The following is a 16,230-nucleotide window of genomic DNA, read 5'->3' on the forward strand; positions in this document are numbered from 1 at the left end:
TGCGTACCGGTGCTCGCCGGAGTGCCGGACGCAGCCGCGCCTGACCGACTGCTACGTCCGCTCCATGACACGCTTGAGTGTGGCGAGGTCGGCCGAGACCGCGTTCGCGTCGCGTTCGAACTCCTCCTCGCTCATGCCCGGCCGCCGGCGGAGAGTGAACACGACCTCGCACCCGACGACGTCGGCGATCACCCTTACCGGGTTGTAGACGGTCTCGCCCGACGGCAACGTGACGTCATGATCGAGTACACCGAACTCGTTCCGGGGCGCGAAGTCGACCGCAACGCGCCCCATGGGCGAGTCCGCGACCCATCGCCCGTCGACCTCGTCGAACGAGCTTCCGAGCCCTGCGGCCCACTCCGGCCAGTGGGAAGGGTTCGACGCATAGTCGTAGACCTCCCCGGCGGGGCGATCGATGTGTGTGCTGATGTGCCGTGATTCCGAGGTGAACGTCTCCATGACCACGACGCTATTCAGCCGCCGCCGGAACGTCTTGAACAAAACGGACCCGGACACTTCCTCGAACCACCAGACCTGGAGGAGGGGCTGGAGTCTGCGATTGCCGCGGTCCCGGGAACCGCCCTGACCGCGGCCGGCGGCCGGGCATCGTGTAGTCGGCCCAGGCGTTGAGCTCACGGTCGGCGAGCCGGGCAGATCGGCGCAGGTGGACACCTGCCAGTCGTGCGTTTCCACGTCGGCGTCGGGTCACCATTGGGTGATGAGCGGCGTGTCCGGTCCGTGTCGCCGCCAGGCCTCGGTGAGGCGGACGAGGCGGGTGGGGGCGGCGATGCCGCGCACTGTTGCGATCCTGCCGCTCGCGATGTCGAACGTCGCGATGCCCATGACCTGGTCGCCGATCACGAAGAGGATGGCGGGGGCGGCGTTGACGAGCGCGTAGTGGATGGCGGGGGTGCCGCCTGCAAGTCGCCGTTTCGCGGCTGTGGGTTTGAAGCCGGCCCGTACGACGGCGGCGACGCGCTGCGGAGTGTCGAACTGCAACAACTTCTCGGCCAGACCGCCGACGCCGTCGGAGATCGCGATCGCGTCGTCGGTGAGCAGCGCCACCAGCCGTTCGGTGCGGCCCGAGGCGGCAGCGGCGAGGAATTCCTCAACGATCCTGCGGGCGGATGCCGGGTCGACTTCGCTGCCGTCGCGGCGGCGCGCGGCGGCGATACGGCGCCGGGCCCGGTGGAGGTGCTGCTGGCTTGCGGACTCGGTGACGTCAAGGATCTCGGCGATCTCGGCGTGGCTGTAGGAGAACGCTTCACGCAGGACGTAGACGGCCCGCTCGACGGGTGACAGGCGCTCCATGAGAGTCAGCACGGCCAGGGAGACCGATTCGCGCTGCTCGAACGTGTCGGCAGGGCCGAGCATGGGGTCGCCGTCGAGGAGCGGTTCGGGGAGCCAGGCGCCGACGGTGCGTTCGCGGCGGGACTGTGCCGAGCGGAGCCGGTCGAGACACAGGTTGGTGACGACCTTGGTCAGCCATGCCTCCGGCACCTTGATCAACTGTCGGTCGGCGGCCTGCCAGTGCAGGAACGCGTCCTGTACGGCGTCCTCGGCGTCGGTGGCGGAGCCCAGCAGCCGGTATGCCAGCGAGGCCAGCCGGTTGCGGCTGGCCTCGAACCGGCTGGTGTCGAAGCGATCGGTGGCGGTGCTGTCCATGCGGATCACCCTAGGCGGCAACCCGCTTCCCGGCGGGGGCATGTGGCCCGGCGACCAGGCGGTGCTTGCGCTTGGGCAGGCCGAAGGTCGGGTGCACGGTGGCCCACAGCGCGATCTTGAGGACGCCCGCCTTGATCCGCGCGGCATTCCGGCCACCCATGTACTTCGGCTTCGCCTGCCCTTCGTCGTCGACCATCTGCAGGATCCCGTCCCGACGCCCGAGGCTGATGTGGTTGCCCTCGTAGACCAGCTTGATGTTCTCGATCTTGCCGCCGGTCAGGCTTCCCACGATCGCCGCGACGGCCTGCCGGCCGGTGTAGCCGGCCGAGGCGCAGGACATCGGCAGCGGCAGGCCGTTGTCGCCGATGGCGTAGGCGCTGTCACCGATGGCGTAGACGTTCGGGTGCGAGACCGACCGCATGGTGCGATCGACGACGATCCGACCGTCCTCGGTGACCTCAAGACCGCCCGCGGCGGCGAGAGGGCTGACCGAGAACCCGGCCGTCCACACGGTCGCGTCGGCCGCCAGGGCGGTGCCGTCGGCGCAGAGCACCCGCGCGGCTTCGACGGCTTCGACCTCGGTGTGCTCCAGGACGGTGATGCCCAGCCGGTCGCAGGCCTGACGCAGGTGACCGCGGGCTCCGGCGGAGAGCTGGGCGCCGAGCTCGCCGCGTGCGACCAGGGCCACCGACAGGCCGGGCCGGGATTCGGCGATCTCGGTGACGGTCTCGATGCCGGTCAGCCCGTCGCCGACGACCACGACATCCCGGCCTTCGCCCCGCCCGCCCAGATAGTCCAGTCGCTCGCGCAGACGCCGCGCCGAGGGCCGGGCGGCGACGTCGAACGCGTGCTCGGCCACGCCGGGGACGCCATGAGCGTCACCGTGGCTACCGAGCGCGTAGAACAATCTGTCGTAGCCGAGTTCGCCGCCGCCGTCAGCCTCGGCCACCGCGACGACCTGGCGCTCGGGGTCGACGGCGGTGACACGGGCCAGACGCAGCCGTATCCCCGTGCCCGCGAAAACGTCGACGAGCTTCGGAGCCTCGATCTCCCGGCCGGCCGCCAACTGGTGCAGCCGCATGCGCTGGACGAAGTCCGGCTCGGCATTGACCACAGTGATCTCGGTGTCCTCCGAGGACAGCCGGCGGGCCAGGGTCCCGGCCGCGTAAGCCCCGGCGTAGCCGGCGCCGAGAACGACGATGCGGTGCTTCATGTGTTCGCTCCTGTCGGTTCGCTTGCTCCCGGTGACTTGAGCGGAGCAGCGCCCCGATTGCTGACAGGAACTGCATGTGGCGTGGGTCACAGGGCGGCAGGAGTGCCGTCTCTGCTTCTCTGCGAAGTCCCTTCTCTGCGGGGCGCCTGTCAGCGCCGCAGCGCCGCCCGCGCCGGCAGGGTCACTGCCAGCAGGCCCAGTCCCACCGCGCCGCCGGCGAAGGCTGCGTACACCAGGGGAGGTACGTACGGGGCCTCGCCGGTGAGGCCGCGCGTCATCGGGATCAGCGTCGCGGCGGCGATGGCCGTGCCGAGGACGATGCCGGTCACCGCCACCAGGAGGCCTTCCCAGCGCAGCATCCGCATCACCTGGCGCCGGGTGGAGCCGACGAGGCGGAGCATGCCGAGCTCGCGGCGGCGGTCGAGGACGGTCATCACGAGCGTGTTGACGGCGGCGACGGCGGCGAAGCCACCGAGGACGCCGGCCATCGTGTAGTTGGCCCAGGCGTTGAGCTCGCGGTCGGTGTTCTGCTCGACCGCGTAGCCGGAGGCGTCGGTGACCTCGCCGATCGGGGCGAGGGCCTTTGCGTCACCGCCCCGTACCAGGAGGGCGCTGTCGAAGCCCGAGGTGACGTGGGCGGCCAGGGACGCGCGGTCCATGGTCACCGCGGCGAGGCCGAGCCCGCGGCCGTACACGGCGACGATCTCGGGGCTGGTCCTGGTGCCGTCCGGGAGGTGGAGGGGCAGTTTGTCACCCACCTTGACCTTCGCCGACGTGGCGAGCGTCTTGTCGATGGCGATACGGCCCTTGCCGACCCGGTCCAGGCTGCCGCTGCGCACGTCGAGGTCCTGCACCTTCGCGAGCTGCGCGCCGGAACCGGAGATGCCCTGGGTCGCCGAGCTCTGCAGCCACCGGTCGCCGCCCGACCCGACGGGCACGAGCACCTGCGTGTCGAGCAGGCCGACGGCCGCGTCGACGCCGGGCGCGCGGGCCGCCCGGTCGACGGCGTCGGCGGGCAGCCCGGCCGGGTCCGTGACCACGTGGTCCGCGGTGACGCCGGCGCGCAGCTGCTTCGCGGCGACATGGCCCTCGCTCGTGTGCATGAAGACGAGCGTCGAGGCGAAGGCCATGGCCAGCACGATCGGGGTGATCGCGGAGGCCAGCCGACGGGCGTTCGTACGGGAGTTGGCGGCCGCGAGCGAGGCCGAGGCACCGCCACCGCTCAGCGGGAGCCCGAACAGCTCCGCGCACAGCCGCGCCACCAGCGGACCGAGCAGCGCGACGGCGAGCATGAAGAGCATGACGACGCCGAGGGCGGCGTTGGCCGCGTCCTCCCCGGCCGCACGGGCGGCGACGACGGTGAGGAACCCGCCGCCGACGAGGGCGCCCAGGCCCAGCACCGTACGGATCACACCCGGCCGCAGTCGCTCCACCGATGCCTCGGTGAGCGCCTGCCCCGGCTTGATCTTCGCGGGCCGGCGCCCGGCGGCCCAGCCGGCGGCGAGCGCGGTCAGCAGTCCCGTGCCGACGGCGACGACGAGGGGGATCCAGGAGATGTGCAGGTCCACGGCCTCCGGGACGGCCCCGCGGTCCTGCAGCTGTCCGAACCACCAGTGCGCGAGCCCGATCCCCGGCAGGCAGCCGACCAGTCCGGCGGCGGGCGCGACGAGCAGCGCCTCCGCGGCGACCGCGCGTCGGATCTGCCGGGGGGTGGCTCCGACGGCGCGCAGCAGCGCGAACTCCCTGGCTCGCTGGGCGACGGACAGCGCGACCGTACCGGACGCCGTGAAGACGGCGACCATGGCGGCGATCCCACCGAAGGAACCGCCGAGCCCGGTGAGCATCTCCCTGGCGTACCCGAGCCCACGGTCCTCGACGGCGCCGCGATCGTCGCCGGTGTGCACTCTGGCGCCGGAGCCGGCGAGCGCCTTCTTCACGCCGTCGGCGAGCGCATCAGCGTCCGCCCCGTCCTTCGCCAGTACGGCGATTGCGTCGGCCTTGCCGGGATGCCCGGCCAGCGCGGAGGCCTGGGCGTCGGCGAACCAGCCCTTGGCGCCCTCGACCTCGTCGCCGGGCCCGGTCTTCGCCAGCCCGGAGACGCGGAAGTCGGCGCGTCCGGTGGCGGTTTCGAGCGTGACCGTGTCGCCGACGCCGGTCTTCGCGGCCCGCGCTGCGGTGGCGTCGAGTACGACCTCGCCGGTACGGGGCGCGGTCCCGGAGGTGAGCGCGGCACCGGTGAAGGCGTGCGCTCCCCAGCCATGGCCCGTCACCGCGTCGCCGCCCTGGCGCACCGGGAACGTGAAGTCCGGCACCGCCCCCTCCGCGCCGGGCGCACGGGCCGCCTTGTCGGCCAGTGCGGCGTCCACGCGCGCCGTGTCCGGCAGCAGGTCCGCCGACTCGGACCGGCTGTCCCCGCTGCCCGTGACGAAGCGGGCGTACTGGTCCGCGGCCACGACCACCGGCGCCTTGGCATACCGCTCGGGCGGAACCGAGGCGCGGGCGCCCGTCTCCAGGAGGATGCCGCAGGCGGAGACGATCAGCGCGGCCATCATCAGCGAGACGAACGTGCCCGCGAACGACGCGGGTTTGAAGCGCACGGCCGCGCGGGCGAGGCCGTTGGGGGCGAAGCTCCTCACGCCGCCGCCCCCACCATCGCGCCCGTACGGGAGGTGAGGGCGGCCATGTGCGCCGCGATCTGCTCCGCCGAGCCGCGGTCGAGGCCGCCGGCGAAGACGCCGTCCGCGAGGAACAGCACGCGGTCGGCCCAGACGGCCGCGGCCGGGTCGTGGGTGACCATGACGACCGTGGCCCCGAGCGTGTCCACCGCGTGCCGGAGCAGGCCGAGGACCTCGGCGGCGGTGCCGGTGTCGAGGGCGCCGGTGGGCTCGTCGGCGAACACCACGTCCGGGCTGGTGATCAGGGCGCGGGCGATGGCCACGCGCTGCTGCTGGCCGCCGGACAGCTCGCCGGGCCGCCGCTTCGCCTTGTCGGTGAGGCCGACCTGAGCAAGCACCGCCTGTGCCCGTCGGCGGTCCTGGCGCTGCCCGGCGAGGCGCATCGGGAGCAGCACGTTCTGCTCGACGGTGAGGGAGGGCAGGAGGTTGAAGGCCTGGAAGACGAAGCCGAGGCGGCTGCGGCGCAGCTCGGTGAGCTGATTCTCGCGCATGCCCGTGATCTCCGTACCGCCGAGGCGCACAGACCCGGCCGACGGCCGGTCGAGGCCGGCGGCGCATTGCAGGAAGGTGGACTTGCCGGAGCCGGAAGGGCCCATGACGGCGGTGAACGTGCCGCGTGGCAGCGCGAGGTCGATGCCCGCGAGCGCGTGCACGGCACCGGCGCCGCGGCCGTACTGCCGCCGGACGCCGCGCAGTTCGACGGCGAGACCGGGTGTGCCCTGGGCCGCCGGCCGGTCGTCCGTCTTCTGCCGCTTGCCGCTGCGCAGCCTCATGGTCCGTCCTCTCGCGATCTTTTCGAGCCGATGACTCGAAGCTACGGATCACGGTCATTGCGGACCATGGCGGCTGCTGGCGGATCGGGGGTGGGGTTAACCCCACGCGCATTAGCTGCGTCTGCGGATCATTTCGCTGATGCCACGCGGTAGTGGAGGTAGACGACCTTCGAACTGAAGGTGCGGGTCTCGACGAGTTCGAGGTCCACCCGGCGCTCGTGCTGGGGGAAGTACGGAGTGCCACCGCCGACCAGCACCGGGTAGACCATGACCCGGTACTCGTCGATCAGACCCAACGCAGCCGCCTCGGCGGCGAGAGTCGCGCCGCCGATCGCGATCTCGCCCTCCCCCGGCTCGGCTCGCAACCGCTCGATCTCCTCCGCCAGGCCGCCGGAGGCCAGCCGGGCATTGCCCTGCACCGTCGACAGCGTGGTGGAGAACACCACCTTCGGGAGCGGATTCCAGAGCGCGACCCACTCGAGCTCGGCCTCGTCGAGCGATCGATCCTGGTCAGCGGTCTCCCAGTACAGCATCGTCTCGTACAGGCGTCGTCCCAGCAGGTGGACGCCGACCTGTCGGATCTCGTCGATCCAGAAGCGGAAGACGTCTTCGCCGGGCGCCCCCCAGTCGAAGTTGCCGTCCGGCCCCACGATGTAGCCGTCGAGTGAGGCGCTCATCGAATAGGTCACGCTGCGCATCAGCAGTCCTCCTCGGCAACGGGTTCGACAGTATGACCGCCGGACGCCGCAGGACTCATCGCGGCTCGCGGGATCCCTGGCCGGCTGCCGCCGGTTTCAGGACCAGGCGATATCGCCGTGCCGGGAGACGAAGCGTCCGGTACCGGCGCCGGGCCCCTCGGTGGCCAGGGCGACGATCGCGTCCGTGCCCTCGGTGACGGTTTGGGGGCCGCTGTGACCGTTGAGGTCGGTCGCGGTGTAGCCGGGGTCGGCGGCGTTGACGCGGATGTCCTTGAGCGCCTTGGCGTACTGGGTGGTCAACATCGTCAGGGCCGCCTTCGACGAGGTGTACAGCGGCGCGACGACACGCGACTCGGGCCGGTCGGGGTCGTGGGTGAGGGCGAGGGAGCCCATGCCGCTGCTGACGTTGACGATCACAGGGTCGTCCGAGCGGCGCAGCAGCGGCAGGAACGCGGTGGTGGTGCGGACCACGCCGATGACGTTGACGTCCAGGACGGCGCGTGCGTCGGCGGCGGTGAGGTCGCTGGGGTCGCCCATGGGGCCGTGCACACCGGCGTTGTTGATCAGGACGTCGATCCTGCCTTCGTGTTCGGCGATGTCGGCGGCCGCAGAGGCCACGGACGCGTCGTCGGTCACGTCGATGGGGACGTAGCGTGCGCCGAGCGCGGCAGCGGCCTCCTCGCCCCGCCGGCGGTCACGGGCTCCGACGAGCACGGTGTGGCCGTACTCGATCAGGCGGCGGGCGGTCTCGCGGCCGAGACCCTTGTTGGCTCCGGTGATGAAGGTGATCGTCATGCCTTCGATGGTGGTCCCGGCCGGAAAGGCGGACCAGGGAGGCTTCGACGGTAGGAAGACCAGTACCACCCTCGCGCCCACACATACGACCGGGGATGCAGGAGGATGGAGATCATGTCGACGTCACCCGGAACCGGACTGGGCGCGGTGCTCCGCACGTGGCGGGACCGGCTGCCCCCGCGGGCCGCCGGGCTGCCGGTGGCCCGCGGGCGCCGGGCGGCAGGGCTGCGGCGGGAAGAACTGGCTGACCTGGCCGGGGTGTCGGTCGACTACATCGTGCGCCTGGAACAAGGACGGGCCACGACACCCTCGGCGTCGGTGGTGGCGTCCCTGGCGCGCGCCCTGCAACTGTCCATCGCCGAGCGGGACCACCTGTACCGGCTTGCCCAGCTCGTACCGCCGGTGGACGGCGCGATCTCCGACCATCTCCCACCCGGCATGCAGCGGGTCCTCGCCCGCCTCGGGGACGTGGCGGTCGCCGTGTTCGCGGCGGACTGGCAACTCGTGTGGTGGAACCGCGGGTGGGCCGCCCTGCTGGGCGACCCCTCCCCCACGCCGCCCCGGCTGCGCAACTTCGCCCGCGACCGATTCCCGGTCGACGACGGCCCCGTCCGCCTCGCGCTGTGGCCGGTGACCGAGGCGGACCGCGACGCCACGGACGCCGCCGTCGTCTCCGACCTGCGCCGCGCCACCGGCCGCTTCCCCCGGGACAGCCGCCTGGCCGCGCTGATCCGTGAACTGAACGCGGGCAACAGGAAGTTCGCCGAGTTGTGGGCGACAGGAGAGGTGGCCGCGCACCGCGAGGACCACAAGACGATCGACCACCCGTCGGTGGGCCCCATCACGGTGGACTGCGATGTCCTGACCGACGGCGACTCCGAGCTCAAGATCGTCATCATGACCGCGGTGCCCGCCAGCGAGGACGAGACCAAACTCCGGCTCACGGCCGTCGCCGGCCCACCGGCCACCACGCACAACTGATCCCGCCCTACGCGTCGATCGACCGGCTGCGTGTGCGCGGGAGCATTGAGGTTCTCCGCTGGCGGTCACGCCGGTCCACCGCATACGGCCGGATCGCGCACGCAGCGTGAGGTGCCGTTTTCGAAGATCACATCCTGACCTGAGCCCGGTGTCAGAGCCTCCCGATAGCGTGCCGACAGCCAGATCCGACCCCTCTCCGGGAGAACTACCGTGGACATTCTGCTCATCGGCGGCCTGTGGCTCGACGGATCCGCCTGGGACGACGTCGTACCTGAACTCACCGCGCTCGGCCACCGTCCCGTGCCGCTCACCCTCCCGGGCCAGGGCGACGGCACCGCGTCCGCGACGCTTGAGGACCAGTTGGGAACAGTGCTCGCCGCGGTTGACGCGGCGTCCGAAAAGCCCCTCGTGGTAGGGCACTCCGCCGCATCGAGTCTGGCCTGGCTGGCCGCCGACGCACGACCGGAGAAGGTGGCCAAGGTCATCCTGATCGGCGGCTTCCCCGCCGCCGACGGGCGGGCCTACGCCGATCACTTCGCGATCGAGGGCGGCACCGTGCCTTTCCCGGGCTGGAGTCCCTTCGAGGGCGCGGACGCCGCCGACCTGGACCAGGAGAGCCGGGATCGCTTTGCGTCCGCCGCCGTTCCTGTCCCCGAGGCAGTCGCCAGAGGAGTCGTACGCCTGACCGACGAGCGCCGCTTCGACGTCCCCGTTGTGGTTGTCTGCCCGGAGTTCACCCCCGCCCAGGCCGAGGAGTGGATCGCCGCCGGTGAGAGTCCTGAGCTCGCCCGCGCCACCCACCTTGAGTACGTGGACCTCGACTCGGGCCACTGGCCGATGGTCACCCGCCCCCGCGAACTCGCCCACGTCCTGGCAAAGGCCGCCAACTCCTAGCGGTGCCGGGTTGGCTGGTTATGCGGCGGTGAGGCGTATGAGGCTATGTCACCGCCCTGATGGACACGCTGAGCTGAGCCAAAGCAGCCGGGGCGCGGGCACGGCGGCGAGCGCCGGGCACAGCAAAGGCAAGGAGTATGTACTCCTTGCCACTCTCAACCTATAGCGCACTGGGGGGCTTGCGGCAAGGCCCCGGTCCTCCCACAGAATGGGCGGCCAAAGCCAGAAGCTGCGGAAATGACGGATTCACGGATTACATGCGCTTTTCGCGCGAGAGGGCGTGCTGATGATTGACGTGATCGTGGTCGGCGGCGGACCGACCGGTTTAATGCTGGCCGGTGAGTTGCGGTTGCACGGGGTGCACGTGGTCGTGCTGGAGAAGGACGTGGAGCCGACCCCGATTGTCCGCTCGCTCGGCCTGCACGCGCGCAGCATCGAGGTGATGGATCAGCGCGGGCTGCTCGAACGGTTCCTGGCGCTCGGTCAGCAGTACCCGGTCGGTGGCTTCTTCGCCGGAATCAGCAAGCCCGCGCCGGAAGGGCTGGACACCTCACATCCGTACGTCCTCGGCATCCCGCAGACCACCACCGACCGCCTGCTGGCCGAGCGCGCCACCGATCTCGGCGCCGAGGTCCGGCGCGGCTGCGCGCTGGCCGGGCTGAGCCAGGACGACCATGGGGTGAGTGCCGAGTTGGCCGACGGCACGCGGCTGCGCTCGCGCTACGTCGTCGGGTGCGACGGCGGCCGCAGCACGGTGCGCAAGCTGCTCGGCGTCGGCTTCCCCGGCGAGCCCAGCCGGGTCGAGACCCTGCTGGGCGAGATGAAGGTGACCGCGGAGCCGGAGACGCTGGCCGCCGTAGTGGCCGAAGTCCGCAAGACCGAGAAGCGGTTCGGCGCCATGCCCCTGGGGGACGGCGTGTACCGCGTCGGCGTGCCCGCCGAGGGGGTGGCCGAGGACCGCTCCGTACCGCCGACTCTCGAGGAGTTCAAGCGACAGCTGCGGGTGACCGCCTGCACCGACTTCGGCGTGCACTCACCACGCTGGCTGTCCCGCTTCGGCGACGCCACCCGGCTTGCCGAGCGCTACCGCGTCGGCCGGGTGCTGCTCGCGGGCGACGCGGCGCACATCCACCCGCCGGTCGGCGGGCAGGGGCTCAACCTCGGCATCCAGGACGCGTTCAACCTCGGCTGGAAACTGGCCGCCGAGGTGGGCGGCTGGGCACCGCACGGGTTGCTGGACAGCTACCACACCGAGCGGCACCCGGTCGCCGCCGACGTGCTGAACAACACCCGCGCGCAGATGGAGCTGCTGTCCAACGAGCCGGGCCCCCAGGCCGTACGCAGGCTGCTGTCGGAACTGATGGCCTTCGAGGAGGTGAACCTGTACCTCACCGAGAAGATCACCGCGACCGGGATCCGCTACGACTTCGGCGAGGGCCACGAACTCCTCGGCCGACGGCTGCGGGACGTGGAGCTGAAGCGGGGGAACCTCTACGAGCTGATGCACGGCGGTCGCGGGCTGCTGCTCGACCAGACCGGCCGGCTGTCGGTCGCGGGCTGGGACGACCGGGTCGACCACGTCGTCGACGTGAGCGAGGAACTGGACGTTCCCGCGGTACTCCTCCGGCCGGACGGCCATGTGGCGTGGGTCGGCGACGACCAGCAGGATCTGCTCGGCCGACTGCCCAAGTGGTTCGGCGCAGCCGCCAGTTGACGCAGTCGCGTCGCCGCCGCCCCCCGGCAGCCTGCCGTGGCTTCAGATCCACGTGTCGAGCCACATCCTGGCGCGCCAGTCGCCGTACGGGATCGTCTGTCCCATGTAGATCGGGAAGAAGTAGATGAAGTTCCAGGCGATGAGCAGCACGAGCGCGCCCGCCGCCACCGCCCCCTGGATGCGGCGTCTTTCAGCCGCCCCCGGCGGTCCCAGCACCGCTCCCAGCATCATCGTCACCGCCAGGCTCAGGTACGGCACGAAGACGACGGCGTAGAAGGAGAAGATCGTACGGTCCTGGTACAGGAACCAGGGCAGATAACCGGCGCTCACCGCGCACAGGATGGCGCCGGCGCGCCAGTCGCGGCGCAGTGCCCATCGGTAGAGCAGGTAGATGAGTGCGCAGCAGGCCGACCACCACAGGAGCGGCGTGCCGAGCGCGAGGATCGTCTGTGAGCAGTCGGTCGTCGCGGTGCAGCCCTCTTTCCCGGGCGCCGGTGACTGGTAGTGGAAGAGCACCGGGCGGCCGAGGACCAGCCAACTCCAGGGGTTGGACTCGTACTTGTGGGGAGTGTGCAGCCCCACATTGAACTGGTAGACCCCGTACTCGTAATGCCACAGGCTGCGCAGCGGAGCAGGAATCCACGACCAGGTGCCGCCGCGGCCGTCGGCCCAGTGGCGTCCGTAACCGTTGTCGGACAGGAACCAGCCGCTCCAAGTCGCCAGATACGTCACCACACTGACCGCGGCGAGGGACAGTACCGACCAGCCGAGGTCCTTGCGCAACACGGCACGATACGGATGGCGCGCCCCCGCCACGCGGCGCGCGCCGACGTCCCACAGCAAGGCCAGGGCCACGAAGAAGACCAGGAAATACAGGCCGCTCCATTTGCTCGAAGCCGCCAGCCCCAGGAAGACGCCGGCAGCGAGCCGCCATGGACGCAAGCCCGTCCCGGCATGGTCACCCGTGTTCCCGTCCGGGCGCGTACGGCCGTCCTCGCCGACCGGCAGGGCCGCCGCGAGCCGGGCCCGCGCCTGGTCCCGGTCGATCAGCAGACATCCGAACGCCGCCAGCACGAAGAACATGACGACGAGGTCCAGCAGAGCGGTACGGCTCATCACCACATGCAGGCCGTCCATCGCCAGCAGTGCGCCGGCCAGGCAGCCCAGCATCGTAGAGCGGAACAGGCGGCGGCCTATTCGGCACAGCATCAGCACCGACAGCGTGCCCAGGACCGCCGTCATGAAGCGCCAGCCGAACGGGTCGAGGCCGAACATCCCCTCGCCGAGGGCAATCACCCACTTGCCCATGGGCGGGTGTGCGACGAAGGCCCCGGTGTCGGAGAGCGGGATCACCTGAGGGTCCGCGAGTACCTGCGGGTCGGCGATCTTGCGGTCCGGCCAGGTGCCCTCGTAGCCGAACTGCAGCAGGGACCAGGCGTCCTTGGCGTAGTAGGTCTCGTCGAAGACGAAGGCATGTGGACGGCCGAGCTGCCAGAAACGTATCGCTCCGGCCACTACGGCGACGAGTACCGGCCCCAGCCAGTCCATCGCCCTCGCGATGCGGTGGCCCGATTCCGGGCTGAAGCCCATGAATGCCCAGAGGCGAGTGGACGGCTCCCGAAAGGGCGGAACCAGGCGCTCGCGGGTGTCGGTCCGAGGGCCTGCGGTGTATCCGAACTGGCGAAGCCGATAGCGCCAGTTGCTGGGCGCCGTCGTCGGACGGGTGCCGTCGAGGACAGGGGAACGGGGCGCGTTGCTACTCGTCACTGGATGACCTTAAGCAGTGACGTGTGGGGCGGGATGGGCGGTCTTGCAGTTAGGGAGGGCAGCACGTCGTACGGCAGGTACGGAGCAGCGGTGATCTGGGGCCTTGTCGGGGGGCGTGCGAGGTCAGTTCTGGCAGGTGGTGACGCCGCCGCAACAGGAGTCGTCCGCCGCGCGCGTCGCGGCGGTGTCCGGGCCGGTGGCGGTGGTGGGCTTGGTGGCGTGGACGATCGCGGAGTGCATGCCGTCGGCGACCGAGTGGGTGGCGGTGATCTCGATGTCCGTGAAGCCGGCGGCCGCCAGGCCCGCGCGGTATTCGGCGAAGGACAGGGCTCCCGCGATGCAGCCGACGTAATCGCCGCGCTCGGCGCGCTGTCGGGTGGTGAGGGTGTCGTCGGCGACGACGTCGGAGACTCCGATCCGGCCGCCGGGCTTGAGCACGCGGAAGGCCTCGGCGAAGACGGCGGGCTTGTCGACGGACAGGTTGATGACACAGTTGGAGATCACCACGTCGATGCTGTTCGCGGGCAGCGGGATGGATTCGATGGTGCCCTTGAGGAACTCGACGTTGGTCGCGCCCGCCTTCTCGGCGTTGGCCAGGGCGAGGGCGAGCATCTCGTCGGTCATGTCCAGCCCGTATGCCTTGCCCGTCGGCCCGACGCGGCGGCCGGAGAGCAGGACGTCGATGCCGCCGCCGGAGCCGAGGTCCAGGACGCGTTCGCCCTCGCGCAGCTCGGCGACGGCTGTGGGGTTGCCGCAGCCGAGGGAGGCGGCGACGGCCTCGGCGGGCAGCGTGTCGCGCTCGTCCGGGGCGTACAGGGTGGAGCCGAAGTTCTCGTCGACCTCGACCGGCTGCGGCCCGCAACAGGCGGTTCCGCCTTCGGTGACCTGCACGGCCGCCGCCGCGTACCGCTGACGGACAGATTCGCGCAGGTCTGTGGACTGCTCGCTCATGGCTCACTCCCGGGTTGTGGGGCGCGGTGCGCCCCGGAACGGCCTGTATTGATGTCCATTGATGCAACCTTGCGCCTTGAATCGAGAAACGTCAACATAGAGACACATCGAAACAAGCGCTGGAGGTGATCGATGCTCGACCGGTTCCGGCTCCGCCGACGGCGCCTAAGAGACCTGGTGACCACCGTCGTCGACGGCTACGTTGTGCAGCGGGGACCGAGTTGGACGACGCAGCGGACATGGGGGGCGCGCGGGATGAAACGGCTGTGGGGGCTCGGCGCGGCGGTGGCCGTGGGGACGATGGCGCTGCTGCTCACGGGGTGCGGCACCCCGACGGATTACAGCGAGATCGTCACGTTCACGGACGAGCACGGCCGTGTCTGTACCGCGGCGGTGGTGGTCGACCAGGAGCAGAACGAGGGCGACGACTACGAGATCTCCAGCCTCGACTGCGACTACCCACCGGAGGGCCAGACACCTGGGCCCACCCGCTACTCGCCCCTGCCGGAGCGGGATACGGACTGACCGGCCTCAGCCGTCGAAGCCCGGCGTGACCGTCCCCAACTCCTCGTTGCCGGACCTGAGTCGGGCGCCCGATCCACGGCCCAGCGCCGCCAGGCAAGAGCGAAGCCCACTCCCGCTATCAGTGCGGGAACGGCCAACTCGGTCGCCAGCGATGCCACCCAGTCGGGGTTCATCTGCCGCGTCAGGCCACTGGTGTACTGGCAGGTCGCCTGAGGCGGGAAGAAGCTGTACTCAAGCGTCTTCGGTGCGTTGGTCCCCCAGTCCGCCCCGGCCGCGCAGGCCGACGACGGCCCCGCGACCAGCCGCCATCCGGCGAACGCGTAGACCATGAGGAAGACGGAGCCGATCACGAAGAACGCCGCCCCCGTACGGCGGAGTTTCTCGATCCTGGACATCGGCACGACCAGGTCGCTGCCGGGTCGCGGGTCGAGACACTCGGCGATCAGGGCCACGAGCAGGCAGGTGACCAGGGTCAGCATGCAGCCCCAGAGCAGCACGCTGAGCACTCCCCCGCCGCCGATCGAGGAGACCTCCCCATTCTGGAACTCGCAGATGGTGGCCGGCGGGAACGCCTGACCCCGCACCCGCCGAAAGGGGCCCGGCCCCTGCGTCAGCCCCTGCATGCACCGCTCGTCGAATTCGAGCATGCCGAACAAGGCGATCAGCGAGCCAACCACCACAGCGCAGAAGGAGATTCCTACCGCGGCCCATAGGCCGCCCGTCCGGTAGCCGAAATGCGTACGCGCGTGTGACATTCGCGCACCCTAACCGACCGCGATGCCGAGGCAGCGTCCGGCGGCGGAAGTGCGCCGCCGGACGCTGCCGTTCACCACCGGAGGCTCAGTCCACGTCCCCGTAGGACGTGCCGACCTTCAGAGCGTCCACGTAGTGGTCCACCGAGTTGGAGTCGGCGCCGTAGACGCCCCACTTCGGGTGGTTCTCACTGTCGAAGGTCCGGCAGTTCCAGCGCTGGGTGCCGCTGTTGAAGGTCTGCTTGGCGCCGTTGAACCAGAGTTCGACCCAGCCGCCGCGGGTCTGGTCGGACAGGTGGAGGCCGACGACGATGTGGTTCCAGGCACCGGCGGAGACGGACCTGGACCAGATCGTGTGCACGGTGCCGTCCGGTTGCCGCTGGATCATCGTCAGCTTGCCGCCGATCATCTTGAGCACGACGGGCCAGTTCTGCTGGTGGTCGCCGTACGACTTCCACTGGAAGATCGCGTTGTTGTCGACCGTGCTGGAGAGCTTGCTGGACCAGCCCAGGTAGCGGGTGCTGCCGTTGGTGAAGGTGTAGTCGTCGCCGCCCACGACGATGCCGCGGCTCTCGCAGCGGTTGGAGCCGGCCGGCTTGCGATAGCGCCACACCTCGCCCCGCGCGGAGTCCGCCACCGCGGTCACGTTGCCGGGTGCGGCGCAGTTGCTGCCGATGTGGCCGAAGACGCCGGTGCCTCGGGAGGCGTCGCCGTCCCAGATCACCGCGGCATGGGCCTGGCCTGCGAGCAGGGTCATGACGGCCGCGGCCGCGGTGCAGACCGTGGCGAGTGCTCTGCGCTTGCTGTGCATACGTGCCCTCCTGTGT

At 70.6% G+C, this 16,230-nt stretch carries 15 protein-coding genes; 4 read left to right on the forward strand and 11 right to left on the reverse strand.

The genetic code is table 11. The features are described 5' to 3' along the window. Positions 1–51: 51 nt before the first annotated feature. From ACTWQO_RS04775 to ACTWQO_RS04805, 7 genes are all read right to left on the reverse strand, one after another. On the reverse strand, positions 52–459 hold the full coding sequence (locus tag ACTWQO_RS04775; RefSeq protein WP_443236005.1) for an SRPBCC family protein: 408 nt from the start codon (positions 457–459) through the stop codon (positions 52–54). 246 nt (positions 460–705) lie between these two features. Next, on the reverse strand, positions 706–1,665 hold the full coding sequence (locus ACTWQO_RS04780) for a sigma-70 family RNA polymerase sigma factor (protein WP_443235928.1): 960 nt from the start codon (positions 1,663–1,665) through the stop codon (positions 706–708). A gap of 10 nt (positions 1,666–1,675) precedes the next feature. After that, entirely contained in the window at positions 1,676–2,878 is a 1,203-nt protein-coding gene (locus ACTWQO_RS04785) for an NAD(P)/FAD-dependent oxidoreductase (RefSeq protein ID WP_443235929.1), read from the reverse strand. A gap of 149 nt (positions 2,879–3,027) precedes the next feature. After that, positions 3,028–5,514: an ABC transporter permease gene (locus ACTWQO_RS04790; protein WP_443235930.1), complete on the reverse strand. Its 2,487-nt coding sequence runs from the start codon at positions 5,512–5,514 to the stop codon at positions 3,028–3,030. After that, entirely contained in the window at positions 5,511–6,326 is an 816-nt protein-coding gene (locus ACTWQO_RS04795; protein WP_443235931.1) for an ABC transporter ATP-binding protein, read from the reverse strand. The genes ACTWQO_RS04790 and ACTWQO_RS04795 overlap by 4 nt, the downstream gene beginning before the upstream one ends. 128 nt (positions 6,327–6,454) lie before the next feature. Then, positions 6,455–7,024: a dihydrofolate reductase family protein gene (locus tag ACTWQO_RS04800; RefSeq protein ID WP_443235932.1), complete on the reverse strand. Its 570-nt coding sequence runs from the start codon at positions 7,022–7,024 to the stop codon at positions 6,455–6,457. A gap of 96 nt (positions 7,025–7,120) precedes the next feature. After that, positions 7,121–7,819 carry an SDR family NAD(P)-dependent oxidoreductase gene (locus tag ACTWQO_RS04805; RefSeq protein ID WP_443235933.1) on the reverse strand — a complete coding sequence of 233 codons (699 nt, stop codon included), beginning with the start codon at positions 7,817–7,819 and terminating at the stop codon, positions 7,121–7,123. 114 nt (positions 7,820–7,933) lie between these two features. Here ACTWQO_RS04805 and ACTWQO_RS04810 point away from each other — a divergent pair, with 114 nt between their 5' ends. The 3 genes from ACTWQO_RS04810 to rox all read left to right on the forward strand — a co-directional run bounded on the left by ACTWQO_RS04810 (position 7,934) and on the right by rox (position 11,408). Continuing rightward, on the forward strand, positions 7,934–8,800 hold the full coding sequence (locus tag ACTWQO_RS04810; RefSeq protein ID WP_443235934.1) for a helix-turn-helix transcriptional regulator: 867 nt from the start codon (positions 7,934–7,936) through the stop codon (positions 8,798–8,800). A 210-nt stretch (positions 8,801–9,010) separates the two neighbouring features. Further along, positions 9,011–9,694 (forward strand): alpha/beta fold hydrolase, encoded by a 684-nt coding sequence (locus ACTWQO_RS04815; protein ID WP_443235935.1) that lies wholly within the window; start codon positions 9,011–9,013, stop codon positions 9,692–9,694. Between the two features lie 286 nt (positions 9,695–9,980). Continuing rightward, the gene (gene rox / locus ACTWQO_RS04820; protein WP_443235936.1) at positions 9,981–11,408 is read left to right on the forward strand and encodes a rifampin monooxygenase; all 1,428 of its coding nucleotides are present in this window, start codon (positions 9,981–9,983) and stop codon (positions 11,406–11,408) included. Between the two features lie 42 nt (positions 11,409–11,450). Here rox and ACTWQO_RS04825 read toward each other — a convergent pair whose 3' ends face one another. Together ACTWQO_RS04825 and arsM are read right to left on the reverse strand one after the other, a co-directional pair. Continuing rightward, complete coding sequence (locus tag ACTWQO_RS04825) at positions 11,451–13,175, reverse strand: dolichyl-phosphate-mannose--protein mannosyltransferase (protein ID WP_443235937.1); 1,725 nt, start codon at positions 13,173–13,175, stop codon at positions 11,451–11,453. Between the two features lie 123 nt (positions 13,176–13,298). Continuing rightward, entirely contained in the window at positions 13,299–14,126 is an 828-nt protein-coding gene (gene arsM, locus ACTWQO_RS04830) for an arsenite methyltransferase (RefSeq protein ID WP_443235938.1), read from the reverse strand. Positions 14,127–14,258: 132 nt separating this feature from the next. Here arsM and ACTWQO_RS04835 point away from each other — a divergent pair, with 132 nt between their 5' ends. Continuing rightward, positions 14,259–14,651 (forward strand): hypothetical protein, encoded by a 393-nt coding sequence (locus ACTWQO_RS04835; protein WP_443235939.1) that lies wholly within the window; start codon positions 14,259–14,261, stop codon positions 14,649–14,651. Here the strand turns inward: ACTWQO_RS04835 and ACTWQO_RS04840 are convergent. Both ACTWQO_RS04840 and ACTWQO_RS04845 read right to left on the reverse strand, forming a co-directional pair. Then, positions 14,618–15,406 (reverse strand): hypothetical protein, encoded by a 789-nt coding sequence (locus ACTWQO_RS04840; protein ID WP_443235940.1) that lies wholly within the window; start codon positions 15,404–15,406, stop codon positions 14,618–14,620. The genes ACTWQO_RS04835 and ACTWQO_RS04840 overlap by 34 nt on opposite strands. Before the next feature lie 85 nt (positions 15,407–15,491). Beyond that, positions 15,492–16,214: a heparin lyase I family protein gene (locus ACTWQO_RS04845; protein ID WP_443235941.1), complete on the reverse strand. Its 723-nt coding sequence runs from the start codon at positions 16,212–16,214 to the stop codon at positions 15,492–15,494. Between the last annotated feature and the right edge of the window lie 16 nt (positions 16,215–16,230).

This window comes from Streptomyces sp. 4N124, assembly GCF_052245395.1.
Classification (GTDB): Bacteria; Actinomycetota; Actinomycetes; order Streptomycetales; family Streptomycetaceae; genus Streptomyces.

What these genes read in the sequence shown, in the direction of transcription:
- ACTWQO_RS04775 (WP_443236005.1), bottom strand. Translation starts at nt 459, where the DNA reads ATGGAGACGTTCACCTCGGAATCACGGCACATCAGCACACACATCGAT.
- ACTWQO_RS04780 (WP_443235928.1), bottom strand. Translation starts at nt 1,665, where the DNA reads ATGGACAGCACCGCCACCGATCGCTTCGACACCAGCCGGTTCGAGGCC.
- ACTWQO_RS04785 (WP_443235929.1), bottom strand. Translation starts at nt 2,878, where the DNA reads ATGAAGCACCGCATCGTCGTTCTCGGCGCCGGCTACGCCGGGGCTTAC.
- ACTWQO_RS04795 (WP_443235931.1), bottom strand. Translation starts at nt 6,326, where the DNA reads ATGAGGCTGCGCAGCGGCAAGCGGCAGAAGACGGACGACCGGCCGGCG.
- ACTWQO_RS04800 (WP_443235932.1), bottom strand. Translation starts at nt 7,024, where the DNA reads ATGCGCAGCGTGACCTATTCGATGAGCGCCTCACTCGACGGCTACATC.
- ACTWQO_RS04805 (WP_443235933.1), bottom strand. Translation starts at nt 7,819, where the DNA reads ATGACGATCACCTTCATCACCGGAGCCAACAAGGGTCTCGGCCGCGAG.
- ACTWQO_RS04810 (WP_443235934.1), top strand. Translation starts at nt 7,934, where the DNA reads ATGTCGACGTCACCCGGAACCGGACTGGGCGCGGTGCTCCGCACGTGG.
- rox (WP_443235936.1), top strand. Translation starts at nt 9,981, where the DNA reads ATGATTGACGTGATCGTGGTCGGCGGCGGACCGACCGGTTTAATGCTG.
- arsM (WP_443235938.1), bottom strand. Translation starts at nt 14,126, where the DNA reads ATGAGCGAGCAGTCCACAGACCTGCGCGAATCTGTCCGTCAGCGGTAC.
- ACTWQO_RS04835 (WP_443235939.1), top strand. Translation starts at nt 14,259, where the DNA reads ATGCTCGACCGGTTCCGGCTCCGCCGACGGCGCCTAAGAGACCTGGTG.
- ACTWQO_RS04840 (WP_443235940.1), bottom strand. Translation starts at nt 15,406, where the DNA reads ATGTCACACGCGCGTACGCATTTCGGCTACCGGACGGGCGGCCTATGG.
- ACTWQO_RS04845 (WP_443235941.1), bottom strand. Translation starts at nt 16,214, where the DNA reads ATGCACAGCAAGCGCAGAGCACTCGCCACGGTCTGCACCGCGGCCGCG.